The following is a 23,386-nucleotide window of genomic DNA, read 5'->3' on the forward strand; positions in this document are numbered from 1 at the left end:
CTGACAATTTTATCACCAAAGAAAAATACAGATTACTATTCCCGGATGGTAACGGACATTTCCCGCATATTCCCCGCCGCAGACGCCCGGAGCGCTACCGGCCAGCACCTCATTCTTACCTGCGTTTCCCTCGCATCGCTCCTTGGGGCACTGGATATGAGTGTCGTGAACATTGCAAACCCGGTCATCATCAGATCATTCCAGGTCTCGGTCGGGATGGGCTCACTGGTCATCCTCTCCTATGTGCTCACCATATCGGCACTTATCCTCCTGATGGGGAAACTGGGCGACCGGATCGGATTCCGGCAGCTCCTCATTGCGGGCCTCGCAATCTTTGGTATCGGCTCGTTTCTCTGCGGGATCGCTCCGGACATCTGGTTCCTGATCGGTGCACGCGTCTTCCAGGCAGCAGGCGCTGCAATGTTCTCCGCGATCGGGCCCGCGATCATCACCGGGTTCCTCCCGGAATCCAGCCGGGGAAAGTCGCTCGGGTACCTGATCTCACTCTCTGCGGTCGGCTTTGCGCTCGGCCCCGGGATTGGCGGTTTCATCACCCAGTACGCGAGCTGGCATTGGATCTTCTTCATCAACCTCCCTGTCGTTCTCATCGCAATCGTCCTTGCCTGGCACTACATCCCCGGCCAGGCGCTGCCTGCAGTGCAGAGACCGGTGCGGCTTTCCGGGCCGGTTACCTTTATTCTCGCTACGGTCTGCGTCCTTCTCTCATTCTCCCTCTTCCAGGTCCCGGGTACGCCGGATCCCGTGCTCATCGCGCTCTTCATCGCCGGTATTGCATTCGGCCTCATATTCTGGCAACTCGAGAAACGAACCACGGATCGGCTCATCAGCCCTGCGCTCATCAAAAACCCGGACTTCCTTTCGGGGATTGCCTCCTGCCTCATCGTAACGATGCTCTTCTCCGGCATCACCTACCTGATGCCCCTCTATCTCGTCAACTCCCGGCACCTCGACCTGGCCACCGCGGGGATGATCATGATGGTCCCGGCACTCTTCTCCATCATTGCCGCTCCGGTAGCCGGAAGCCTTGCCGACCGGCACGGGACCGTCCTTGTTTCGTCTGTTGCGATCGCACTCACTGCTGCCGGGTTCCTCATCTTTGCCACGTTCGATTCGCTGACGGTCGTATTCGTGATCGTAGCCGCGATGGTCATCACCCGGGTCTCGACGGCTGCCTTCTTCGGGCCGAACGGGAAGCTGATCATGAACCATTGTCCCGGGGACGTGGTCGGGAACGGCTCCGGCGTGATGATGACCGTCCGGCACATCGGTCTCGTCGTTGGGATTGCCCTCTTCCAGAGTGTCTTTGCCTTCCGCATGTATGCAGCGGGGATCCCCCGTAACGGAACACCGCTTGTGCCACGGCTCACCCCGGCACTCTCGGAACTCGGGTACCAGGCGGTCTACCTGACGTCGTTCATCCTCTGTGTCCTGGTCATCCTCATCCTCCGGAGGACAAACGAAGAGCCTGAAGGCATACAGGAGATTCCGGAAACAGTCCCATAAGGTGTAACGGCTGTTTTTCTGGATTGCTCAGGTCCCGTTCTGGCGGACCCGACAACTCGAAGAACACTGTGTGTTCTTCTCATGCATCGTCCTTACGGACTCGGCAAAAAAAAGATTAAAGGTACCGGTTCTTCCGGAGCCATTCCGTCTGTGGCTTGAGGTACCGGTAGATGATATCGCACTTCTCGTCCTGGAAACTCCAGGGGATGACGAGGACGGTATCGCCTTCGCGTATCCAGGCCCGTTTCTTGATCTTTCCCTTGATCCTGCCCATGCGGGTGACCCCGTCCATGCACTGGACGCGGATATGATTTGCCCCGAGCATTGTCTCGGCAAGGGCGAACTGTTCCTTGGCCCATTTCTTTGGAAGCCGTACACGTGCTACAGGTGTACCGTCGGGATTGACAGCATTCGGATCGATTGCTGCTTCATTATTTTTTTTATGAAAACCACTCATTCAACCAACTACGTATGCACTATGTATGGTGGCTGACATGTTGAATGTATATATCGGGAATGCCGGGCCTGCATGCCAATGAAACGGGTTGTGGCACGGCGGCAGCTGGCGGGAAGCGTTTCATTTTCCTGACGGGGGAGGGCCGGCATTGGCCCGGGATACGTCCGTGTTCATCCCGGACAGATACATCTATGAGCCCGCGAGGCAATTGTCACCCATCACAGCAGAGTGATACAGTCATACGCATCAGTCGTTGCGCTGGCGACAGCCCCGGGAACCTGGTATCGTGGGGCGAAACTGTTCCGGAGTCCATTTTTCACAAAGGGATTGCGTGATCATCAGTCTGCCTGTCGCACAAAACGGGAGTACCAGGGCACCGTAAGACCGGCAGTGCAGATCACCATGAGGGAGCTTTTTCCTAATCAGGGAAGCGGACCCGGAAATAATCATAAAAAACGAGGAAAGAAATGTCACAACAACTTGGCGGGCAACAGATCGTCATTCTCAGGCAGGGAACACAGCGGACCCGGGGGCAGGAAGCCCAGAACAGCAATATTGCAGCCGCAAAGGCGGTTGCAGCCGCGGTCCGTTCAACCCTCGGGCCAAAAGGCATGGACAAGATGCTCATCGACGGTATGGGCGATATTACCATCACCAACGATGGCGCCACCATCCTGCAGCAGATGGACATCGAGCATCCGGCCGCGAAGATGATGGTCGAGATTGCAAAGACCCAGGACAAGGAAGTCGGCGACGGCACTACATCAGCCGTCGTACTGGCCGGCGAGCTCCTGAAGAATGCAGAGAACCTGCTCGAACAGCACATCCACCCGACCGTTATTGCGGAAGGATACCAGCAGGCTGCGGTAAAGTCGCTGGAGATCCTGTCCGGGATCGCAGTTGCCGTGAAACCGGGCGATCACGAAATGCTCAAAAAAGTCGCTGAAACAGCGGTCAGCGGCAAAGGGGCAGAGGCATACAAGGACCTGCTCTGCACTATTGTCGTGCAGGCGATAACGAGGGTTACCGATCCTGACGGCACCGTCGATATCAAGCACGTGAACGTGCAGAAGAAAGTCGGGGGCGCCATTGAGGATACTGCGATGATCGAGGGGATGGTCATAGACAAGGAACGGGCGCACCCGGCTATGCCAAAGGAGATTAAAAACGCAAGAATCCTCCTTCTCAACGCAGCTCTCGAGTACAAAAAGACAGAAGTCTCTGCAAAGATCAATATCACCCGGCCAGAGCAGGTGCAGGCGTTTCTCGATGAGGACGGGCAGATGGTCCACGATATGGCGGACAAGGTCATCAAAACCGGTGCAAACGTGGTGTTCTTCCAGAAAGGCATCGATGACGTGGCCCAGCACTACCTTGCAACTGCAGGAATCTTAGCCGTCCGCAGGGTCAAGAAGAGCGACATGGACAACCTCTCACGGGCAACCGGTGCAGCAATTGTCAGCAGCATCGACGCCGTTACACCGGCTGATCTCGGGGCTGCCGGTCTTGTCGAGGAGAAGAAACTCTCCGGGGCCGATATGATCTTTGTCTCGAAATGCAAAAACCCGAAAGCAGTCTCCCTGATCATCCGGGGCGGGTCGGAGCACGTGGTCGATGAACTCGAACGTGCGATCCACGATGCACTCATGGTTGTCAGTGTTGTCGTGCAGGACAAGAAGATCGTTGCAGGTGGCGGGGCACCCGAGATCGAGCTCTCGCTCCAGCTGCACCGGTACGCCTCGACGATCGGGGGCCGTATCCAGCTTGCAATCGAGGCATTCGCAAAAGCGCTTGAGGTCATTCCGCGAACGCTCGCCGCGAACGCCGGCCTCGATCCCATCGACATGATCGTTGCGATCCGGGCGGAGCACGAAGCGGGAAAGAAGACCTTCGGCCTCGATGTCTACAAGGGAAAACCGGTCGATATGCTCAAAGCCGGCGTTGTGGAGCCCCTCCGGGTGAAGACGCAGGCAATATCAAGCGCTGCCGAGGCCGCGGTCATGATCCTGCGCATCGACGATGTTATCGCATCGTCAAAGGCAGCAGGGCCGGCCGGAGGTATGCCACCGGGCGGAATGCCGCCGGGAATGGGTGACTATTAGGTATGAAGGCAACGTCAGCAGAAGTCCGGGGAGGCAGGGGGTTTGAATGACGGTCCTGGTACGATTCATGCAGTCGGGTGCGTTCCATGCAGGGGATTTCAAATCCCTTGATCTCGACAAAATTTCCAATCTCAAGATAGCCCGTCAGCGCAATACCTGTGAACTGCTGGCCGCCACCCCGGAAAATCCCCAGCCGAACACACCGTATATGATCGCACGAAGGGACAAGGAGTATGAGTTGCAGGCCATCCTGCAGGACCTCCAGCAGCTCAAAACGGAAAAGACGGATGTTATCTACGAGATTACCGATACCGAAGCTCATCGGGTAACAAAATAACCGGATTTTTTGACCGGTTCATCTTTTTTCCACGGGACGTGTCCGATAAGGGACGATTGTACGCGTGATGTAACCGTACAGGTGTCTCAAAAGTTACCTTAAAATATAACCATTCTGCATTACGACACCAGGGAAAAAGTATCCAACTGCAAAAAAAAGATACGGGTGTGGGACTCATCCGGATGGGGGGTAAACGGGAAAAAGAAGAATTTTTTTATTTTCAGGAACCGGGTGAGATGAGGATTAACATTCAGGATTTGAAAGCACATCCCGGTTTATTCAGGGTTGATCTGCAAGAACACAAAATATATCTGAGCCAGACAGGTCGTAGCTCGTTTCAGAAGTGCAGTTCAACTCTTTTGCATCCCTGACGATCCGGTTATTCTTTTTTCTGCAGGTTATCCCGGCGCACGGTATCCATCTCATCATCAGATATCTGGACAAGCTTGGTACCACAGATGGGACAGAGTCCTGCCCGGTTCCCGCTCGTCTGCTGATATTCCCGTTTACAGACCGGACAGTAATTCACAATAACTACTATACGCTCTCCGGTATAACAATTTAGCCGGCTGCTTGTCCTTTCGGCACACGGTTTCCCTCTTTTTCCGGTTTGGGGAAGACCCGGAACCCTCGTGAAACACGACAACCCGATACCTTTTTAAAAAAATCAGTTCCGGGGAGACCGGAACGCCGGGTCGCGTGCCTCTTCTGCAAGTATTTTATACCCGGTCACTGCGAGCGCGACGAGCACCGGGCCTATAATGAAACCCACAATCCCCATAAACGGGACACCGGCAAAGATGCCGATCATCATCATGACCGGGGGAATTGAAACCCGTTGTCCCATCATCACCGGCCGATAGTAGAAATCAATCCAGCCGCTCAGGAGAGGATACCCTATGAACAGTGTGAGGAGGGCACTACCGGTTTCACCGATGCTCACGAAATAAAGGGTGAAAAAGAGGATCATAATCTGGGCACCGATGAGCGGGATCAGCATGGCAAGACCAATCAGGGTTGCGAACAGGATTGGGTCATTAACACCCAGAAATAAGAAGAACGGGATTGCAAGGAGAAATGAGATTACTGCTGCGGAGATCTGGACAATGATAAGGGCATAGATGGTGCTGGCGGAAATTTCCGCCATTTTTCCCACGGCAGAAAAAAGTCCGGGAGAAAGGGTTCGCGTCAGGGTGTCCCAGATCTGTTCCCCATAATACAGGAACATCGAGAGCGATAGGAAGAAGATAATGATCGAGATCAGTGACTGCATGACATTACTGGTCAACGACAGAAGCGATTGAAGCAGGAGCTGGACAAGTGTGTTGGGCATATGGGAAATCTGCCCTTCTGTCAATGTTGGCAGGAATGCAGAAACGCCGGTATTTTTAAAACCGCGTACCAGTGATGAAACCATATCCCCGATTTTGAGGATGTTGCCATACATTATGCTCGCCGATACCGAGAGGACGAGCAGGATTACGAGAAGAACCCAGAGGGTAATGAATGTGACAGATACGGATGGTTTTACTACGCGGGAAAGCCATTTATGAAAAGGCATAAGGGCGATTGCAACTGCCGCTGACCAGATAACAACGGTCATGAGCGGCCAGAAAATCAGGATGCATATGATATAAATCGCACATATAAGGAGCAGCACCTGCTGATCTTCACGTAATCTGAACGAACCCATAAATGTCACATCCCTATAATGCGTAATGTATATTTTCCCGGCATGGCCAAAAATTTCTCACGGGAATCGGAAGGAAAACAGCTGTACCAGGAGATGCGCCGGGAATCCCGGTGCCTGTTTTTCCCTCTGTATCCGCTACAGGATGAACGTGATGATAGCAATTACAACGAAGAGTATCACAAGCCATTTTGCGATCTCCATCGAAAGTCCGGCTATCCCCCGTGCGCCAGCCAGGTAAGAAACCAGGGCAAGCACAAGGAAGATTATCGCAAGATAGATCAGATCAGCCACGGTTCACTTCACGGTTATTTCTTCTTCAATGTGGATCCGGCCTCATGGGCTGCGATTTTCGCATCAGCGACAACCTTGTGGACGCCGATTTTTACCTCATCGGACAGGTTCTGTGCTTCCACCCCAGCATCTTTGAGAGTGTTATGGGCTGCAACGGTTGCATCATCATAGACTGCATGGGCTGCTACGCGTGCGTCATCGACAGCTTTGCTGGCCTTTACTTTCAGATTGTCAGTCATTGGTTTTTCAACTCCATTCCCTGATATGAAGATTACGAGAATGTTCCCATATATAATAAATTTTTTATACACATACCAGAGCACACGGGTACAAGACAGGGATGGGGATAAGCATTTGCACGTGTTGCAAATTGTGAGGCAATCCAGCATTTCCGAGGCAGAACATTGAAAAATCATTCAATGCTTTTACGGGCATACTCAGGAGTATATCGCCCGTATCTCATCCGGTTTTTCTTTAAAAAAATCTTCGGGAATCAAAAAAGCCGGTAATTCATTGAAACGGCAGATTTTGTAACATCGGGTAATATTTATATAATATTGGGATATATTGGGCATGCTCTTGTACGGTTACGGAACAGATGACTGAACGGACAATGGTTCCATCGCAATAAAAAGTCATCCCAGAAAGATCTGCACGTGTGTGGGATTGTTGAAACTCTATGAGAGAAAACGGGAGAATTTTATATGACTGATATAACTTCGCGGGAAGATGAAAAAGGCCGGGAACTGGCAAAAGACGCAGGACGGCAAGAGGAACAGAACAATCAGCGGGATCGTGACCTGGCAAAAGAAAAAGGACGAAAGCAGGGGCAGGAAGAGGAACGTGCCAAGATAAAGCAGAAGACCGGATGGGGAAGCGGGACAAAAATCGTCATCTCCCTTGTTGTCCTTATCATCATAGTAGCGGTGGCAGGAATCCTGACACTGACCGTATCAGTTACGAACGTATCACCCGGTAACGCATTACCCTACACCACCAACTATGGTGTTTCGTTCCCCGAAGGTCAGACCCTCGCAATAGGGAATACACAGATCAGTGTTCTCTCGAACCAGAATGAGTTATTCTCAAATATCGACGGTGACCAGCAGAAACTTGTGGTAGGGGAGGACAGGAATATATCAGAGAGGCGTGCCGTGATCACTACACTTGGTGCAATCACCCTTGTTGATACCTACTTCCAGATAGATCTCAAATACGATGGCGACCGGGATAACCGGGCATATTTCGATATGGCGGTACACACCTCGCGACAGGTACCGGATTATCTTCTCAACCGGCTGCTTCCCACCGAGATCGATGCACGGCCCATATGAGAGCGGAGGGATTGTATGAAAGTTATGTACACAATCGCAGTTTTTGGAGTGCTGTTCTTTGTACTCCTCTTCACGGGATGCACCAGTACATCCCCGCCAGTCCAGACACAGACTTCTGTTCCCACCATTGCAGTGGCGGCACTATCGCCAGTACCAACTGCAACAGCAGTACCATTTCCGAATGCCCTGAGCCTGAACCAGTACGCCTCATTCGGGAGCGGAAATGCACAGGGAAAGGCAACCGTATACCGGTTCGAGGTAAAACCGAACTACAACTGGACATCGCCGTCATGGAACAGCGCCCATGAGCAGGCAGCAGCTTCACCGCCTCTCGAACTCCAGCGTGGTTACAATATGGAGAAGCCCCAGGAGGGAAACACATTCCTGTTCATATATGTCACGGTCCAGAATACCGGCAGCAGTGCCGTGTATGCCCCTTCAGCAAAACAGTTTGTCGTGATCAGTGACGGGAAGGCGTACAATTATTCCTCCGTCCACGGTCCTGATGTAATCGTCGACACTATGAGCGGGACACAATATGATTACCAGATCGATAGTACCGGAGCTGTCGGGTACCTCCAGCCCGGCGAAAGCAACAAGGCAGATGGCTATCTCATCTTTGAAGTCCCGGCGTCATTCTCACCCGATACAACATATGTGGTTTGCAATCTTGACTATCAGAACAGGATAGCATGGAAACTTGGCTGAACAGGAATATTCCTGTTCACAACCACGTTAGCATCAGCCGTTTTGGAGAACATGCCCGGAGATTTTTTTCGTGCTTCGGATACAAGGCAGACAATGTGGGGTGAATGTTTGTGAATGAAAACACTAAAGCCCAGATCATCATTATCGTCATCGGTGTCCTTATCGGGGGTGGAATGGCCCTTACCAACTCGCTTATCCTCTATAACACGTCATTGAACAAGGACAAGGGAGACATCGCCGAGGGCCTCTATCTCGATGTCTCGTCATTCGGGAACGACCTCAACAATACAGACCAGGTATTTCTCGCAAATCCTGGTGGCAAATATATCTTTGTCCAGGCCACCGCCCTCTACCCTGACAATGGCCTGTACTTCACCTACCAGCGGGACATCCCCAAGATGGACCGGAAGATCGCAAAGGATACGTTTTCGTTTTACAATCACCTGCTGCTGGCGGAGCAGGACCGCAGCCTGATCTTCGAGATCCAGCGGCTTGGGGATGAGCGGGATCTCACCACTGCAGAAATAACACGGCAACAGATCCTGACCGAGGATGCCGCCCGCGAAGTGAACATTTCGGTGAGCATTCTGCCAACCCTGAAACAGGAACTGGACGCTGCAACCTGATATTTCTGATATGAATCGCAATCTTACCGGGGGTTTCTTGTGCGTTAACGGGACTTAAAGAAAATGAACTCTTCGTGTTCGATACATGTCCTGGATTAAAAGTCACGACAAAACACGGGAACCCCGCAGGAGTCAATTGCCGAAATCCCGGAAGGAGCAGGGTACCCAACCCCAACATATAACCATTCTCACGTATAGTTAGAATTTTATGAAACATTTTATAACCGGAATCCTTATTCTTCTCATCGCACTCATTCTCTTATCCGGGTGCACTCAGTCGTCACCCGCCCCCCAGCCGTACACAACGGTTGTAACCCAACCTGTCGCTACAACAGCACTACCGGCGGAGACGCCTCTGGCCACCGTCACTATAAGCACCCCGCAGGCAGTCGTCACGATACTCCATTACATTGTGCCTACGAAGGCATGGAAGGAGTCGGATCTTCACATGGCATTTGAGGCGCCGCAGGACTGGAATGTGACGACCCGGCTTGTGAGTCTGCCTGAAGGATCGCAGGGTCTCGTGTACAAAACCGAGCTCGTTGCAAATGATGTCTTTTATATTATGACTTATCCCATCAGCCTCAACGGTGACCAGGCATACCGCGATACGTTCAGGACCTGGGATCCGGCACCAATCCAGACCACGGTCACCATAAACGGCATCACTTATGACCGCTTCGAGTCCTCAAATGACGGGAAAACCCATGTCGGGTACGTGGTCCAGAAGGGCAGTGCCAGCGATATCGGTTTTGCCAGCGTACTCATCTACACGACAGACGATGTGTCCCGGCCTTTCGATAAAGCTGATTTTGAGAAGGTAGTCTCATCGTTCACGTATTTCACGAGCAGAAATGCTGAAACGGTGACGGGCGAGGAGATACCCCTTGTACGGTGAGACCATAGTATTCTTTTTTGACGATTGGGGAGTACAAGCGTCTATTCGTAACCGGTTCACGGGGGGACGGATGAAGAAACTGATACGTTAGCGTCAGAGGACTGATCATTCATATCATTAAAAATTCCCTGTCAGCAGTCCACGTATCAGAATCTCGTCCGGATCCGGTTTCTTAGCCAGTTTTCCGGAAGTTTGAGGGGCAGGAGACTCTCACCCTGGTTGATGAGGAGAGGATCAATTCTCCTGTGCAGCGGGTGGGTTTCCATCCCGGGTTACCTACTTTGCAGTACATAAGATGCAGACCCGGGCGGTTCCAAAAAAATCGCAAATCCGGGGATGTTTCATGGCTGAACGTTCAATAGTTCTTTCTTACGTGCCATTTTCTTGATTTTTTCATTTACATTGGGACTGTTCTCCATACGGTGCCACTCATCGTTACTCATCCCCATAAAAAAACCGCAGGACGAACATTTGATCCAGCATTCGTAATGATCAGGGAATTCTGCATGAAGGGTTGATTCTCCGCACCGGGGGCAGGTAAGTTTTACCTGGAGGATTGACGTGTCAACCTCGCTGACCCTGTCATGGGGGACAACCATTGAATCCGTATAACCGGACTTTTGGTCATTGGCTTTTACATCATCCGATGCAGGATGTGCAGCGAAGAGGCGGCCGTCATTCATGGCCCGGGTAACCGTTACTTTTTTATTGGCTCGCATTTTCATAAACTCCATTCCCTGGTACGATTCAGTTAATTCCCTATCAGAGCATGCCACCCTGAAGCAGGACAGGGTAAATATCTCTCCGGTCATTGCAAAATGTGAATCAAAATTCCGGCATAAAAACACCAATTCCCGAAAAAGCAGCCATATTGTTTTTGGGTAATGTGCCAATACAGCCCCTAAATTTCTTTATTTCCACGACGATATTTTCGTAAATTTCTCGTAACCAGAATTGAAATGGAAAAAGTTACCGGGGTTTTGCCGGCATACATTTTTCGTGTTATGAAAACTGTATGCGGATATATCGCTATGCGGGGGTCGCCACAGCGGCGAGGGCGGAGGCATTGCCGAAGCCCCAGGGAGCGTCTGAATGATTGATCCGGGAAGTATTATCGGAAAATTTTATTTGAAATATCAGGGGCTAAAATAGCACTTTACCCTTGTTTTTTTAGAAAACCGCAGAACGTGTTCGGTTTGACCATATCCGGCATAAGGCGGGCTCCGGAGATGGACTGATCCTGATAAGTTCACGGGGGATCTTCAATTTCTCATCTCGTAAATAATTTACCATCAATCGATACATTATCAGAACCCCCGGTTTCACGCATTGCTTTATCATCAGGCAGCGGGAGTATTCACTATGTCTCCGCGACACGGACCCGGACCACACGCACGGGATCCCTCGGGCTCTCCAGGAAAATGACAGGGACCGTAAAATCCTGAAGAGACCGTGCGTCTTTGCCAGGGACCACCGTTCACCGGGAAGCAGGATGACATTTTTTCCTGCTTTTTCCGGGAGTGCAAAAACACCGAACCCAATTACCACCGTTACGACGATAAGAACAGAGATGAACTATGCTACGACCAGAAGATATTGAAACGATCCTGACGACACGCGACCTGTCCGTGTTCCTGAAGGAGATGGTGCAGAAGGATGATCGCGATCTGAAAATTGATATCGATTGCGAATCCGGTGAATTGTACATCAATTGTCCGGGCTTTTCCAATGGGCTCTCCGTGACCACCGATCCCTTCGGCGTCTGGGTGATCAGCGAAGTGATCTCAAAGGATAATAACGGGATTTTTACCCAGAGCGGGAATCTTCACAAAACCGAGAAGACGATGACCGTGCTCAGGGCCGTTGCCAGCTGGATTGCGGATCTCGAAGAGAGTACCCCTAAGGCGTAAAAAAGATCATCCTTTTTTGGTTAAGACGGACAGGTTCCGGAGGAGAGAACCTCATTCAAAGCGATAGCAACCGGGTATTCCGGTAATACGAGTTGTACAGGTAAGGAAGATCCGGGGACTTGGACATTTCCTTCCTGACCGCAGGTGCCTGGCCGGCCTCACCCTGTTTTTTTGGCCAGGTCTTCCATCAGTTCCAGCTGGATCTTCTGGATCTCCAGGAGTCTCTCCCCCTGGTTGATGAGGAGGTGATCGATCTTCCTGTGCAGCTGGTGAATTTCCATCTCGGCATTAAGGTTCACCTGGTAATCGTGTTCGGCATTCATGCGGTCCCGTTCCTCCTGCCGGTTCTGGCTCATGATGATGACAGGTGCCTGGATTGCAGCAAGAGCCGAGAGAACGAGATTGAGCAGGATGAACGGATACGGATCGAACGGCCTGAACACAAGGACAATGGCATTCATGGTAATCCATACAATAAAGACACCGGCGAATATGGTGATGAATATCCAGCTGCCGGCAAAATCGGCGAGCCGGTCGGAAACACGATCCCCGAAACTTAGCTGCCGGTCAAATTCGACATTGATATTTCTGGCCGTAAGTTCGTGATCTTTCATGCTTTGAATGATATTCTCTTCCAGGGAGGAGAGCTCATCCTTCTCCCTGTCCAGGATCTCCCTGACATACTGTGCCCGGAAGCGGTTCAGGTCGGCACTGCAGATATAGCCTTCCCGTGACCATGCAGGATACTCCTTCCGTATTACATCAGCGATCGATGCGTGGACCGATCCTGCAGGCACGACCTCGCTCTGTTTTCTGTGTTCCCCGCACACCTGGCAGGGAAATGTGTCCTGATCAGCCATCCCATTTCCTCTAACAACGATCAATGGATCTGCGATCATATATAACGAAAGGAGCGGCGGGGAACACATGGGGGCCGGGAGAGCAGACTACAGAGAAACACGCGTTTTTCCCCGGATTCCGGGAACGACCACCCCTCACTTTGAGAGAAGGAGGGCGGAGCCGGGGGTGCCCGGCCGCAGGGGTATTCCAGGAGATTACCGGTAAGTGCGGCAATCGGTATTCGCGAATATTTATCCAGCCATCAACCCCACCTTATCAAAGCAGAATAGAATTGTGATGTGTCCGATGTATTCAGTCCTCTATGTCGATGATGAGAACCAGCTTCTGGATTTGTGCAGGGTGTATCTCGAAAAAAGCGGGGATTTCAGGATTGAAACAACGGATTCAGCACCTGAAGCAATGGAAAAAATAGCGAACACATCGTATGATGCCATCGTATCCGATTACCAGATGCCGGAGATGGACGGCATCACATTTTTAAAAGAGGTCCGCTCGCGGTTTGGGGATATCCCGTTCATTCTTTTCACCGGAAAGGGACGCGAAGAGATCGTGATCGAAGCGATCAATAACGGGGTCGACTTCTATCTCCAGAAGGGCGGCGATGCCAGAGCACAGTTCGCTGAACTCGCCCATAAGATCAGGAAAGCGGTCGGGCGGAGGAAGGCGGCAGAAGAACTGATAGCCAACGAATCCCGGCTCAGCTTCTTCAAGGCCTCGGTGGACCGGGCATCCGACGAAGTGTACTGGGTTGATTTTGAAGGAAATATCCTGTACGTGAACGACTCGGCCTGCAGGAACACCGGGTACACACAGGTGGAGTTCCTGGCGATGACAATCTTTGACCTGGACCCGGATTTTACCCCGGAACTGCTGGCAGGATCAAGGCAGCATCTGCGAGAGATAAAAACGTCCGTCTTCACGACCCGGCACCGGAACAAGGACGGGACGTTCGCAGACGTGGAAGTTATGGCCAATTATGTTTCAAAAGATGGCAGGGACTACAGTTTCGCATTCACCCGCGACATTACGCAGCGAAAACAGACTGAAGATGCACTGCGCGAGAGCGAGGAGAGGTACCGGCGGCTGATTGCACAGTCTTTTGACGCATTTATCATCCACAAGGAAGGGACGATCGTTTTTGCCAACGATGCCGCAGCACGGCTGGTAAAAGCAAAGAGCCCCGCTGAAATGGTCGGACGGGCAGTCCCTGATTTCGTTGATCCGGAATTTTGCGGGATCGTGAGCGAGCGGATCAGGATCATGTCGGCATCCCCGGAGTCAGCGGTCCCCCTGGTCGAGGAACGGTTCCGCTGTCTTGACGGGACCACCGTGGACGTGGAAGTGATCGCAACCGGTGCTATCCACCAGGGAAAGCCCGCCGTCCAGGTGGTGGCCCGCGATATCTCCGGGCGTAAGCGGACCGAGGCGGCGCTGCGGGCTGCAAACCGGCAGCTCAATCTCCTGAACAGCATCACGCGCCACGATATCCTCAACAAGATCACGATCATTGCCGTTTACCTGGACCTCGTAAAAGATATGCCGCTCGATCCGAAGGTGAAGGAAATGATTGAAAAACTGGAGTCCAATACGCGGGCGATCGGTGAGTATATTGAATTCACCAGGATTTACCAGGACCTTGGCTCTACAGAACCCCTGTGGCAGGACCTCGTAAAAATACTTCCCCCTGCTCGTGTCAGCAATGATGTCACCCTGCAGGCGGATGTCAAAGGCGTTTTTGTCTATGCAGACCCGATTCTTGAAAAGATCTTTTCCAATCTCCTCGACAACACGCTGCGGCACGGGAAACATGCAACAACGATCCGGGTTTATACAAGGGAGTCCCCGGACGGCCTGACCATCGTGTGGGAGGATAACGGGACCGGTGTTCCGGCAATGGAGAAGGAGAAGATATTCGGTCAGGGATATGGCAAAAATACCGGCCTTGGCCTTTTCCTGACCCGGGAAATTCTTTCCATTACCGGGATTACCATCAACGAGACCGGTGAGCCGGGCCATGAAGCACGGTTCGAGATGCGGGTCCCGAAAGACTGCTACCGGTTTTCATCCGATAAAAAAGTGAACGGTTGAACAGGAGTTATGGGAAGATCCTGAAGAGACGGGTGGCCAGCTGCCGGATTGGATGAAGGAGCGGGGACTACGAAAAAACACGCGTTTTTCCCCGGAGCCCGGGTCTGCACGATCCTCACGTAATGGAAACGAAGAGCTGTTCCGGAAGAACGGGCGGAAGGGATCCCGGCATCCCGGGCATACCCTGAATCACTTTGTCCCGATAGCAATCCTGACAGGCGTTTCAACATCGCCGTCCACCATGAAATATTCCCGGGGCGTGTATTTCAGGAAGTCCGCGACAATGACGCCCGGTATCGTTCTGATATTCGTATTGTACAACAGCACCGAGTCGTTGTAGAATTCCCTGCGCTGGGCGATCTGGCTCTCTATCGTGGAGAGTTCTTTCTGAAGATTCAGGAAATTGTCGCTTGCCTTGAGATCCGGGTAGTTCTCGGCGAGGGCAAAGACCGAACCCAGCAAGGTGCTGACCGCTTCGCTTCCCCGCGCCTTCTCGGGGATCCCTTCTGCCTGCAGGGCAGATACCCGGATCTTCGTGATCTCCTCAAGCACGCTCCTCTCGTAGATTGCATAGCCTTTGACAATCTCCACAAGGTTCGGGATAAGGTCCAGCCGCTTTTTTAAGAGGACATCGATGTTCGCCCACGCCTTGTCGATGTTGTTGCGGAGCGAGATGAGCCCGTTGTATATCGCAATCACGAAAAAGAGCCCGATGATAATGAGCCCGAGGACGATGAATCCGCCGCTGATCTCAAGGGCCGCCACGTTAGTCTCCACCCATGGAGAGGATCAGGTACAGGCAGAGAGCGGAGAGCGCAAGGCCCCCGAGGATCTGCCAGTACATGTGCCCGGCGATCGTCTTCATGAAAGTGCGTTCCGAGGAGTCGCTGATATACAGGGTCGAATCGCCGGTCCCCTGCCGGACGACCAGAGTCTCCTGGTTTTCCAGGCCGGGTACGCCGTCTGCCGGCAACGCCGACCCCAGTACAAAGAGGGGATCATTTTCCCGGATCACGTACTCGTTCACGAGGATCTTTTCATCCCTGTGCATGTGGAATGCCGCTTTCGTATCCGGATCCAGCGATTCGATGAATTTCAGGACACGCGGGTCCATGGTCGCAGGGGCCTTCATGATCAGGCCCTGCTCGCTGATGTACCCCTCGAAAGACAAATGGGACGGGATCTCGATCTGGGCTCCATCCGGCAGGACCGGGATTGTACCCGTGTCGTCTTCAAGAGAGATCATATTCTTCGAGTCAGCAGAATAGATCCCCTGCCATCCCCCGTTTTTTCCTGACTTGAAATACGATCCATAGATCCGCCAGAACGCACAAGGGACCTCGCTGACCGGGCTCACCTGCTGCTCGCGGAGCCGTGCCTTGCCGGCGAGTGCCACGAGACCCACCGAGGCCGAACTGACCTTCGAGAGCGGCGTGTTTTTAATCTTCTGCACCACGAGATATCGCCAGAAGCCCGCGACTATTACGATCAGGCCGATAAAAAAACCGATCGCAGATATGAGAAAAATATCAGAATATGACAGAGTTGTATTCCTCCTGTGGGAATGGTTTGGTTCGTGAGTTAATAATAACCGACGAGGGGCAACCGGGGATTTTAATTTTATCGCCGGGCGGGAGTTGGTTTTTCCGTTTTTATTGAACGGAAGATGTCATACGACCCCCACCCGGCGGGTATTACGGCCGGGTTGATCAGCCTCATGCATTATTGGGCCCGCGGGAGACGATTGGACCGGAACACAGGCAGTGAACAGGAGAAGGCAGGCAGGAGAGGTGTATCAGACCGGAGATCCGGTAAAGATACCTGTGGCCTTATCCGTTTTTTTTGACCAGCTCTTCCATAAGCTCCATCTGGATATTCTGGATCTCCGTGTGTCGTTCCCCCTGGCTTACCAGGAGATGATCAATTTTTTTATGGAGCCGGTGAATTTCGAGTTCCGTGTGGACGGACACCTGGTAATCACGATCGGCATGGAGACGGTCCCTGATCTCCTGCCGGTTCTGGCTCATGATAATGACGGGAGCCTGGACTGCGGCAAGAATCGAAAGGACAAGATTGAGCAGGATGAAGGGATACGCGTCGAACGGCCGGTACAGTAAAACATAGGTGTTCAGTGCGACCCACAGGAAAATCAGGCCGGCAAACACTGCAATAAAAGACCAGCTGCCGGCAAAACCGGCAATTTTATCGGAAAGATGCTCGCCGAAGGTCAGCTCACTCTCATATTCGATATAGTCATTTTTAGGGAGATGATCCTCTTCTTTCACACCGGGCTTATCAGCCTCTTTGAGAGAGGCACACTCGTCTCTCTCCTTCTCCAGGACATCCCGGACATACGCTATCCTGAACCGGTCGAGATCCGCATGGCAGATGTACCCTTCGGGCGACCACGCCGGATGTCCCTTTATGATCAGATCAACAACCGGTGCACGGATCAACGCCGCTGGTACAAGCTCATCTTTCCGTTTCTGTTCCCCGCAAACCTGGCAGGGAAAAGTTTCCTGATCGGCCATCACCATTACCTCTTATAATCATCAATGGATCTGCAATCATAAATAGAGAAAGGAGCATGCAGGTAGGAGGGGGGCCGGCTGGACGGGGAGAACAAGAGCCGGGACATGCCCGGAAAATCATGGGGAGAGGGAGGTTGTTATCAGTACGCCTTAGGGAAATCATGCGTCTGCTGCTGGCTTAATTCAATGATCTCTCCGGTATTATCGAGGAGGCCGGCCAGATATTTTTTTACCCAGTCCTCATTCTCATATTCCCCGAACGGGCGGTATGATCCCTGTATCATGGCATGTTCTTTATCGAAACGCAGCAGGCCTATGGGAGACCCGCCATTGTGCACCAGCTGGTTCAGTTCTTCCAGCGGATGCCTTCGTGAACTGAAGACAAATTTTGTCTCCGTTTCAAACCCGACTACAATTGCGACAAGCCAGGCATCTTTTGCTTCAGCACGCATCTCATCTACCAGATCGGAAGTTTTTCTCATTTCTCGCTCAGTTCAGGAAATTGCAGGTCATCGTTTAAATAATTCGCTAATTGAATTACCGGGATGAACGAAGAGTGCCAAAAAAAAGGATGGATGCCGGGGTGTTTTCGTTTATACCGGCTGTGCTTTTTTCAGATGGATATCGAGCACACCGTTTCTCAGGCTCATTTTCGCACCGTTCGTAATAACCTGACCGGGGAGCGGGATCACATGGTTGAGGGAGAATATTCTCTGTTCACGCAGGGTATTCCCGTCAGTATCCCCGGTTCGTTCATCCACCCGTTCGCAGGTGATCTTCAGGGTCTGTTCGTTGATGAGATCAACGGATATTTTTGCACTTCCGGTTCCCGGGACAGTGTCCACCGTCACCATCACTTCATCACCATGCTCGGTGACTTCCGCGTTCAGGCGGTGTATGTTCTGGCACACGATATCGGGATTATCTCCTCCGGGCAACAGCGGGTTGTCAGTTGGTTCAAGAGCAAGCTGGTACAGGTAGTCCATGGATGCCCTGAGTTCGTCGAGTTCGTCATAGATTGATCGGTGAAATCTTCGTACCATATGTCTAACCTCCTCTCTTTTTTGTTGCCCAGGTGCTCTTCCCACCTGGATAGAGAGACGGTTGCTGTCCGTCTCAATAGAGGTTTTGGTTAAGAGATCTGGAAATGGCCTGCCGGGAGGACGAGAGAAAAAAGCGTTTCCCCGCAGGCCTGGTCCGGCGGACTCTCCCGTTGAGAGGGGGAGTGCAGGTTATGGGGAGTGGGGAAGTGAACGGGTGCCGGGAACTCCTGTTAATTAATATATATCCACACCCCCATTTTTATTCAGGAAGATGATACTATTTACCGCCACACGAATCCGCGGAGCACGTCTGCACGGGCAGAAAACCGGCTGCGTGAAGGTGCTCCCGGCCTCACACGGTATACCCTGTTTGTCGCCCTCGCAATCCTCGCAATCACCCTGATTGCTCTCCCGGCTGCCGGAGCGACAGCAAACGAGTCAGTACAGCCGGCCGGAACCGCTCCCCAGGTCGTACAGATCGGCGCTTATGTGGTGGACTTCAGCCGGTTCGACGTGGCGGACGGGACTTTTGCTACGAATTTTTACCTGACCCTTACCTCCGATTCCCCGGTCTCGATCAACGATATCGAGATCATGAACGGGCATGCAACGTCCGTGGATACCATCATCGACACTCCGCAGGAGAAGGAGTACCGCATTGTTGCGGACCTGACTGCCAATCCCGACCTCCGCCGCTACCCCTTTGACAAGCACCAGCTCCCCATCGAGATTGAGCCAAAACTCAGGACCGAGCGGGAGATGGTCTTTGTGATCGACCCGGCAAACACCGGTATCGATCCCGAAGCAGACCTCCCCGGTTGGACATATACTGCTGCCAATGCTGTGGTCACGAACAAGACCTATGTTGCCGGGGAGGTCCCCTATTCCCGGGCTGTTTTTGACGTTGGCATTGAGAGGGCCACCGCGTCAACGGTCCTGAAATTTTTCCTGCCGATCATGCTGATCATCATCGTCTCCCTCTCGAGCCTGATGATGAAGGTCTCGTCCCGGCTGGGATTAAATGCCTCGATGTTCCTTGCCGCAGTGCTCATCCACTGGCGCATCGCCGATGCAATCCCGCTCGTGGCCTACGCCACCTTCCTCGACATCTTCATGATCATCACGTATGCAACGCTCGTCATGGTGCTCGTCTCCGGGATCCTTATTCTCAAATATACTGAAGAGAAGGATACGGCCCGGGCTGACAAAATCTATTACTGGTCGCTCCGGGTGATCCCCCCGCTTTCCATCATCCTGTATTGCGTAGTATTCATTTCGCTGCTGGTATAGGGAGGATAAGATACCCCGTGAACAGGGCGGGGGAGGAAATTTACCGGAATTCCGAACCGTTATACTCAATGTCTTTTAACGAGAAACGGGCGTAAGTAAAGGATCCTGCCGGCAATTGCCAGCTCGCCTCCCCATTTACCGGTACCTTGCGTCCATTGAAATCCCGGTATTCCGATACCTGCGTCGACCACTGGTACCGGGCATAGGTCTTCCCGTCTGCCGTCATATAGCGGTCATCCGAGACAAACCGGACCAGTTCGCCGTTTTCCCCGAAATACAGCATAGCCGAGACGGTAATCCCGTTGCGGGTAAACCGGGCCCAGACTGATAGCGGGTCCACCGTTTCCCAGAGAATATTCTCATCAATCAGCGTGGCGGGAGCAAGCACGCACATGTCGTTGAAGAACGTCACCGTCTCGCTCATGATCATCTTTTCACCGCCTGCATCAACCACCGGGAAAAAATATGCCACATTGATCTTCATGGTAGCACGATCGCCGGTATATGTATGCAGGCCGTCAAACGGGATCCCGAACAGCGAGGATTTTATATAATACAGCCGTGCGGGATCATCAAAGAAACTGTACTGCCAGGTGGAGATCCTCATCCAGCTGCTCCCCGGAGACCGCCGGAAGCTGCCGGTACCTTCAGCCCGGAAATTACCGATTTTTGGTTTTCCGACCGCACCGGTAAAATGCAGGTAATTCCGGACAGGCCCGGGAAGATAGGCAAGATCTTCTTCAGTTACAACAGAATCCGCGGTACCCGGCTTCAGTCGTTTCTGTACTTCTGATGTGTAGAGACCCCGGAAGCGGGAGAGTGAGGGGAACATTCCTGAGTGAATATGGAACGGGACGGATTAATGAGGTTTCCGGGCGGTCTGCCGGACTTCCGGGAAAGCAGGAGACCGGGAGCAGGAGTGATTTATTTAACTACCTGTTTTGTCTGGAAACGGGGCCGGATCTTTTCGGAAAAGTATTTTCCGATCTCATCTGAATGCATGAGATCCGCGTAGACTTTTGGAATGACTCCCGAATACTGGTAAACAAGTCCTGAGTGAAATTCTATCTCCAGAATTTTTGTACTCTCATCATATCCCACAGAGCGCAGAATACGGGATTTAACGGGCAGTCTTTCCACGATTATCACCACTTTCTTACACGTGTGCCGGAGGGTTAATGGTTTTTATAAAAATCATGATGGCCGGCGCTGCAGGATCTTTCGTATTCCCGGAGTGCCTGGACACACCAGCTGAATAGTGTCTGTCCACTGCAGCGGCCGGTTACCGGGGTGTGTTTTCGCGTGAGGTTACTCCCCCGAAGGGAGGGGGAGCCCGGGAAGACGTGATCACGATCCTTCGAAGGTAACTATTCCGTACGGTGTATGCGCGGGAACTGAAAAAATACAGGACGCATATTATTCCCTGTGCAAGACAGTACAATTCCTTCATCCACAGAGGCCGGATCATGTTCGGGACACAGGATTTAGGGATATTTCTCCTCGCCGGGATCGCACTGAACCTGGTCCCCGGCCAGGATACGCTGTACATTCTCGGCCGCAGCGTTGCACAGGGGAGGATGGCCGGCATCGTTTCCGTGCTCGGGGTCGGTTCCGGCTGTATCATCCACATCCTTGCCGCCTCCATCTGGCTCTATGCGGTCCTGGCACTCTCGCCGTTCACGTTCACGGCGATCTGCCTCGCCGGTGGCCTCTACCTGATCTACCTCGGCATCATGACGGTCGCCGGCCGGCACAATACCGGGCCGGCCTTCACGTTCGGTGATACGCACGAAGCGAAATGGCAGATCTACCGGCAGGGGGTGCTCACGAACCTGCTGAACCCGAAAGTGGCGCTCTTCTTCCTCGCATTCCTGCCCCAGTTCATCGATCCCGTCTCGAACCTCGGATGGATCTCCTTTCTCTTTCTCGGGTGCATTTTTCTCTGCACCGGCACGATCTGGTGCATGTTCGTAGCCATCAGTGCATCATCCATCACCGATACATTCAGGGACAATGCAAAAATCCAGCGGGGTTTTGAGTATTTCACCTGCATCCTGTTCATCGGGCTCGGCATCGGTGTCCTGCTGATCCATCACTGAACCGGATTCAAAGGGCAGGAGATTTTTAGGTTGAGGATAAAACAGAAGAACACCAATGATCGTTTTCGAAAAACGGGAACACGTATTTCCTTCTGCCACACCTCCGTAATTTCCGGAGAGAACAATCCCGGAGATAAAACCCTGTGCTGACCATGAGCAACGACCGGTACAAAGAAACACCCCCCGGCGGAGATATTGACGAGGCCGCAATCGACCGGAAGGTCTGGTGGCGTATCATCCCGTTCGTCGTCATCCTGTTGGTAATCGCCATCCTTGACCGGGTCAATATCGGTTATGCTGCGCTGACCATGAACGCGGATCTCGGCATCGACCCCGCCTTCTTCGGGTTTCTCTCTGGCATATTCTTTATCAGTTATGTGATCTTCGAAGTGCCCAGCAACCAGTTTCTCGTCAGGACCGGGGCCCGGATCTGGCTCACCCGGATCATGGTAAGCTGGGGGATCATTACGATCCTGATCGCGTTCGTCCAGACGCCGGTCCAGCTCGCGATCCTCCGCTTCCTGCTCGGGGCAGCCGAGGCAGGATTCACTCCCGGCATCATGCTGTACCTCACGTTCTGGTTCCGGAAGAACCGGATCTCACAGGCGCTCTCCGTTTTCTTTATCGCAATCCCCCTTGCGATGGTGATCGCCTCACCGGTATCCACCTTCATCCTTTCCCATGCGGCATGGTCCGGCCTTGCTTCATGGCGCTGGCTGTTTGTGCTCGAAGGAATCCCGGCGGTTATCTTTGGCGGCGCGATCCTCGTGTACCTGCAGGATTCCCCGAAAGATGCGGCCTGGCTCGGCGGGCGCGAACGATCATGGCTCGTGTCCCGGCTTGACGAGACACGCGTGCAGGCAGAGACCCCGCTGGCCATCCCGTTCCGGCAGCTCGTTACTACCCCCGGGATCCTGCTGTTGTGCCTCTGCGGATTTCTCGTCGGCCTTTTCCTTACGAGCCTCCTTTTCTGGATCCCCCAGATCGTGAATACGTCCGGGCTCTCCCGTTCGATTACGGATACGGGGCTGCTGGTGATGATCCCGTATGCTCTTTCTGCCGGGGTGATGTATGCCTGGTCACGCCACTCCGACCGGCTGGGCGAGCGCCGGTGGCATGTGGCAGCTCCCCTCGCGGTGGCGGCGATCTTCTTAATCCTGCTGTCGGTTGCCCACAGTCCCCTTGTTGGATTTATTCTCCTGTCAGGTGCGATCGCATCCTCTTACGCCGCTTATGCCCCGTTCTTTGTCCTGACTCTGGAAACATTTTCCCCCGGCCTCCGGGCTTCCGGCGTGGCTCTTGTCAACGCCATCGCTTCGGTCGGATCCTTTGCCGGGCCGATTCTCCTTGGCCTGGCAGGAGGGAATATCGGCAGCCCCGGTATGACCGTGTTATTTCTCTTGCTGGGGATTGCCATCATTATTTGTGCAGCCCTGCTGGTCCGGAATGATTCAGGTGCACGGATGAGTGGGGAATAGGAGATTGCATACCCTCTGAGGGGGTGATACAGAACCGTTCGTCCGGATTCCGGCCCGGGGGCTCTGGCCTCGTACTCGCGGCGGCGCAACCGGGGGCCGGCGATTGCGGGGCGTTT

The 23,386-nt window shown here is 52.9% G+C and carries 25 protein-coding genes; 12 read left to right on the forward strand and 13 right to left on the reverse strand.

Annotated features, from left to right (window positions below; all coding sequences use genetic code 11):
* Window positions 1-45 precede the first annotated feature (45 nt).
* Window positions 46-1,524: an MFS transporter gene (locus ABSE13_RS05560; RefSeq protein WP_424027511.1), complete on the forward strand. Its 1,479-nt coding sequence runs from the start codon at window positions 46-48 to the stop codon at window positions 1,522-1,524.
* Window positions 1,525-1,639: 115 nt separating this feature from the next.
* Here the strand turns inward: ABSE13_RS05560 and eif1A are convergent, their stop codons facing one another.
* Entirely contained in the window at window positions 1,640-1,981 is a 342-nt protein-coding gene (gene eif1A / locus ABSE13_RS05565) for a translation initiation factor eIF-1A (protein WP_424027512.1), read from the reverse strand.
* 467 nt (window positions 1,982-2,448) lie between these two features.
* On the opposite strand from eif1A, the gene thsA reads away from it, so the two are divergent.
* Together thsA and ABSE13_RS05575 are read left to right on the forward strand one after the other, a co-directional pair.
* On the forward strand, window positions 2,449-4,083 hold the full coding sequence (thsA, locus tag ABSE13_RS05570; protein ID WP_424027513.1) for a thermosome subunit alpha: 1,635 nt from the start codon (window positions 2,449-2,451) through the stop codon (window positions 4,081-4,083).
* 46 nt (window positions 4,084-4,129) lie between these two features.
* Window positions 4,130-4,420, forward strand: a complete 291-nt coding sequence (locus tag ABSE13_RS05575; RefSeq protein WP_424027514.1) for a hypothetical protein — start codon at window positions 4,130-4,132, stop codon at window positions 4,418-4,420.
* Between the two features lie 667 nt (window positions 4,421-5,087).
* On the opposite strand, the gene ABSE13_RS05580 is transcribed toward ABSE13_RS05575, so the two are convergent.
* The 3 genes from ABSE13_RS05580 to ABSE13_RS05590 form a co-directional block, all read right to left on the reverse strand.
* Entirely contained in the window at window positions 5,088-6,113 is a 1,026-nt protein-coding gene (locus ABSE13_RS05580; protein ID WP_424027515.1) for an AI-2E family transporter, read from the reverse strand.
* A gap of 135 nt (window positions 6,114-6,248) precedes the next feature.
* Window positions 6,249-6,404: a DUF1328 domain-containing protein gene (locus ABSE13_RS05585; protein ID WP_424027516.1), complete on the reverse strand. Its 156-nt coding sequence runs from the start codon at window positions 6,402-6,404 to the stop codon at window positions 6,249-6,251.
* Between the two features lie 14 nt (window positions 6,405-6,418).
* Window positions 6,419-6,643, reverse strand: coding sequence for a hypothetical protein (locus tag ABSE13_RS05590; RefSeq protein WP_424027517.1), 225 nt, complete (start codon window positions 6,641-6,643; stop codon window positions 6,419-6,421).
* A 465-nt stretch (window positions 6,644-7,108) separates the two neighbouring features.
* Between ABSE13_RS05590 and ABSE13_RS05595 the strand changes: the two genes are divergently transcribed.
* The 4 genes from ABSE13_RS05595 to ABSE13_RS05610 all read left to right on the forward strand — a co-directional run bounded on the left by ABSE13_RS05595 (window position 7,109) and on the right by ABSE13_RS05610 (window position 9,970).
* Window positions 7,109-7,738, forward strand: coding sequence for a hypothetical protein (locus ABSE13_RS05595; RefSeq protein WP_424027518.1), 630 nt, complete (start codon window positions 7,109-7,111; stop codon window positions 7,736-7,738).
* Window positions 7,739-7,753: 15 nt separating this feature from the next.
* Window positions 7,754-8,446 (forward strand): DUF4352 domain-containing protein, encoded by a 693-nt coding sequence (locus tag ABSE13_RS05600; protein ID WP_424027519.1) that lies wholly within the window; start codon window positions 7,754-7,756, stop codon window positions 8,444-8,446.
* 110 nt (window positions 8,447-8,556) lie between these two features.
* Complete coding sequence (locus ABSE13_RS05605) at window positions 8,557-9,072, forward strand: hypothetical protein (RefSeq protein ID WP_424027520.1); 516 nt, start codon at window positions 8,557-8,559, stop codon at window positions 9,070-9,072.
* Window positions 9,073-9,280: 208 nt separating this feature from the next.
* On the forward strand, window positions 9,281-9,970 hold the full coding sequence (locus ABSE13_RS05610) for a hypothetical protein (RefSeq protein ID WP_424027521.1): 690 nt from the start codon (window positions 9,281-9,283) through the stop codon (window positions 9,968-9,970).
* A gap of 341 nt (window positions 9,971-10,311) precedes the next feature.
* Here ABSE13_RS05610 and ABSE13_RS05615 read toward each other — a convergent pair whose 3' ends face one another.
* Complete coding sequence (locus ABSE13_RS05615; protein WP_424027522.1) at window positions 10,312-10,863, reverse strand: hypothetical protein; 552 nt, start codon at window positions 10,861-10,863, stop codon at window positions 10,312-10,314.
* A 684-nt stretch (window positions 10,864-11,547) separates the two neighbouring features.
* Between ABSE13_RS05615 and ABSE13_RS05620 the strand changes: the two genes are divergently transcribed.
* Window positions 11,548-11,880 (forward strand): hypothetical protein, encoded by a 333-nt coding sequence (locus tag ABSE13_RS05620; RefSeq protein WP_424027523.1) that lies wholly within the window; start codon window positions 11,548-11,550, stop codon window positions 11,878-11,880.
* A 158-nt stretch (window positions 11,881-12,038) separates the two neighbouring features.
* Here ABSE13_RS05620 and ABSE13_RS05625 read toward each other — a convergent pair whose 3' ends face one another.
* The gene (locus ABSE13_RS05625) at window positions 12,039-12,740 is read right to left on the reverse strand and encodes a DUF1003 domain-containing protein (protein WP_424027524.1); all 702 of its coding nucleotides are present in this window, start codon (window positions 12,738-12,740) and stop codon (window positions 12,039-12,041) included.
* A 286-nt stretch (window positions 12,741-13,026) separates the two neighbouring features.
* Between ABSE13_RS05625 and ABSE13_RS05630 the strand changes: the two genes are divergently transcribed.
* Complete coding sequence (locus tag ABSE13_RS05630) at window positions 13,027-14,829, forward strand: hybrid sensor histidine kinase/response regulator (protein WP_424027525.1); 1,803 nt, start codon at window positions 13,027-13,029, stop codon at window positions 14,827-14,829.
* Window positions 14,830-15,018: 189 nt separating this feature from the next.
* Here the strand turns inward: ABSE13_RS05630 and ABSE13_RS05635 are convergent, their stop codons facing one another.
* The 5 genes from ABSE13_RS05635 to ABSE13_RS05655 form a co-directional block, all read right to left on the reverse strand.
* Window positions 15,019-15,594, reverse strand: a complete 576-nt coding sequence (locus ABSE13_RS05635; protein WP_424027526.1) for a LemA family protein — start codon at window positions 15,592-15,594, stop codon at window positions 15,019-15,021.
* Between the two features lies 1 nt (window position 15,595).
* Window positions 15,596-16,282, reverse strand: a complete 687-nt coding sequence (locus tag ABSE13_RS05640; protein WP_424027527.1) for a hypothetical protein — start codon at window positions 16,280-16,282, stop codon at window positions 15,596-15,598.
* 376 nt (window positions 16,283-16,658) lie between these two features.
* On the reverse strand, window positions 16,659-17,360 hold the full coding sequence (locus ABSE13_RS05645; protein WP_424027528.1) for a DUF1003 domain-containing protein: 702 nt from the start codon (window positions 17,358-17,360) through the stop codon (window positions 16,659-16,661).
* Window positions 17,361-17,500: 140 nt separating this feature from the next.
* Complete coding sequence (locus ABSE13_RS05650; RefSeq protein ID WP_424027529.1) at window positions 17,501-17,842, reverse strand: hypothetical protein; 342 nt, start codon at window positions 17,840-17,842, stop codon at window positions 17,501-17,503.
* A gap of 111 nt (window positions 17,843-17,953) precedes the next feature.
* Window positions 17,954-18,403: an Hsp20/alpha crystallin family protein gene (locus ABSE13_RS05655; RefSeq protein WP_424027530.1), complete on the reverse strand. Its 450-nt coding sequence runs from the start codon at window positions 18,401-18,403 to the stop codon at window positions 17,954-17,956.
* Between the two features lie 489 nt (window positions 18,404-18,892).
* Between ABSE13_RS05655 and ABSE13_RS05660 the strand changes: the two genes are divergently transcribed.
* Window positions 18,893-19,693, forward strand: a complete 801-nt coding sequence (locus tag ABSE13_RS05660; protein WP_424027531.1) for a ligand-gated ion channel — start codon at window positions 18,893-18,895, stop codon at window positions 19,691-19,693.
* A gap of 40 nt (window positions 19,694-19,733) precedes the next feature.
* Here the strand turns inward: ABSE13_RS05660 and ABSE13_RS05665 are convergent, their stop codons facing one another.
* Together ABSE13_RS05665 and ABSE13_RS05670 are read right to left on the reverse strand one after the other, a co-directional pair.
* Entirely contained in the window at window positions 19,734-20,525 is a 792-nt protein-coding gene (locus ABSE13_RS05665; protein ID WP_424027532.1) for a DUF6544 family protein, read from the reverse strand.
* A 92-nt stretch (window positions 20,526-20,617) separates the two neighbouring features.
* Window positions 20,618-20,845 carry a KTSC domain-containing protein gene (locus ABSE13_RS05670; protein ID WP_424027533.1) on the reverse strand — a complete coding sequence of 76 codons (228 nt, stop codon included), beginning with the start codon at window positions 20,843-20,845 and terminating at the stop codon, window positions 20,618-20,620.
* 314 nt (window positions 20,846-21,159) lie between these two features.
* Here ABSE13_RS05670 and ABSE13_RS05675 point away from each other — a divergent pair, with 314 nt between their 5' ends.
* Window positions 21,160-21,792 carry a LysE family translocator gene (locus tag ABSE13_RS05675; RefSeq protein ID WP_424027534.1) on the forward strand — a complete coding sequence of 211 codons (633 nt, stop codon included), beginning with the start codon at window positions 21,160-21,162 and terminating at the stop codon, window positions 21,790-21,792.
* A gap of 152 nt (window positions 21,793-21,944) precedes the next feature.
* Window positions 21,945-23,270, forward strand: a complete 1,326-nt coding sequence (locus tag ABSE13_RS05680) for an MFS transporter (RefSeq protein ID WP_424027542.1) — start codon at window positions 21,945-21,947, stop codon at window positions 23,268-23,270.
* Window positions 23,271-23,386: the final 116 nt, after the last annotated feature.

This window comes from Methanoregula sp. (assembly GCF_049518935.1).
Taxonomy (GTDB): domain Archaea; phylum Halobacteriota; class Methanomicrobia; order Methanomicrobiales; family Methanospirillaceae; genus Methanoregula.

Coding starts and splice junctions, on each gene's coding strand:
- ABSE13_RS05560 (WP_424027511.1), top strand. CDS start 46: ATGGTAACGGACATTTCCCGCATATTCCCCGCCGCAGACGCCCGGAGC.
- ABSE13_RS05650 (WP_424027529.1), bottom strand. CDS start 17,842: ATGAGAAAAACTTCCGATCTGGTAGATGAGATGCGTGCTGAAGCAAAA.
- ABSE13_RS05590 (WP_424027517.1), bottom strand. CDS start 6,643: ATGACTGACAATCTGAAAGTAAAGGCCAGCAAAGCTGTCGATGACGCA.
- ABSE13_RS05575 (WP_424027514.1), top strand. CDS start 4,130: ATGACGGTCCTGGTACGATTCATGCAGTCGGGTGCGTTCCATGCAGGG.
- ABSE13_RS05675 (WP_424027534.1), top strand. CDS start 21,160: ATGTTCGGGACACAGGATTTAGGGATATTTCTCCTCGCCGGGATCGCA.
- eif1A (WP_424027512.1), bottom strand. CDS start 1,981: ATGAGTGGTTTTCATAAAAAAAATAATGAAGCAGCAATCGATCCGAAT.
- thsA (WP_424027513.1), top strand. CDS start 2,449: ATGTCACAACAACTTGGCGGGCAACAGATCGTCATTCTCAGGCAGGGA.
- ABSE13_RS05625 (WP_424027524.1), bottom strand. CDS start 12,740: ATGGCTGATCAGGACACATTTCCCTGCCAGGTGTGCGGGGAACACAGA.
- ABSE13_RS05680 (WP_424027542.1), top strand. CDS start 21,945: ATGAGCAACGACCGGTACAAAGAAACACCCCCCGGCGGAGATATTGAC.
- ABSE13_RS05655 (WP_424027530.1), bottom strand. CDS start 18,403: ATGGTACGAAGATTTCACCGATCAATCTATGACGAACTCGACGAACTC.
- ABSE13_RS05595 (WP_424027518.1), top strand. CDS start 7,109: ATGACTGATATAACTTCGCGGGAAGATGAAAAAGGCCGGGAACTGGCA.
- ABSE13_RS05610 (WP_424027521.1), top strand. CDS start 9,281: ATGAAACATTTTATAACCGGAATCCTTATTCTTCTCATCGCACTCATT.
- ABSE13_RS05665 (WP_424027532.1), bottom strand. CDS start 20,525: ATGTTCCCCTCACTCTCCCGCTTCCGGGGTCTCTACACATCAGAAGTA.
- ABSE13_RS05620 (WP_424027523.1), top strand. CDS start 11,548: ATGCTACGACCAGAAGATATTGAAACGATCCTGACGACACGCGACCTG.
- ABSE13_RS05645 (WP_424027528.1), bottom strand. CDS start 17,360: ATGGCCGATCAGGAAACTTTTCCCTGCCAGGTTTGCGGGGAACAGAAA.
- ABSE13_RS05600 (WP_424027519.1), top strand. CDS start 7,754: ATGAAAGTTATGTACACAATCGCAGTTTTTGGAGTGCTGTTCTTTGTA.
- ABSE13_RS05630 (WP_424027525.1), top strand. CDS start 13,027: ATGTATTCAGTCCTCTATGTCGATGATGAGAACCAGCTTCTGGATTTG.
- ABSE13_RS05580 (WP_424027515.1), bottom strand. CDS start 6,113: ATGGGTTCGTTCAGATTACGTGAAGATCAGCAGGTGCTGCTCCTTATA.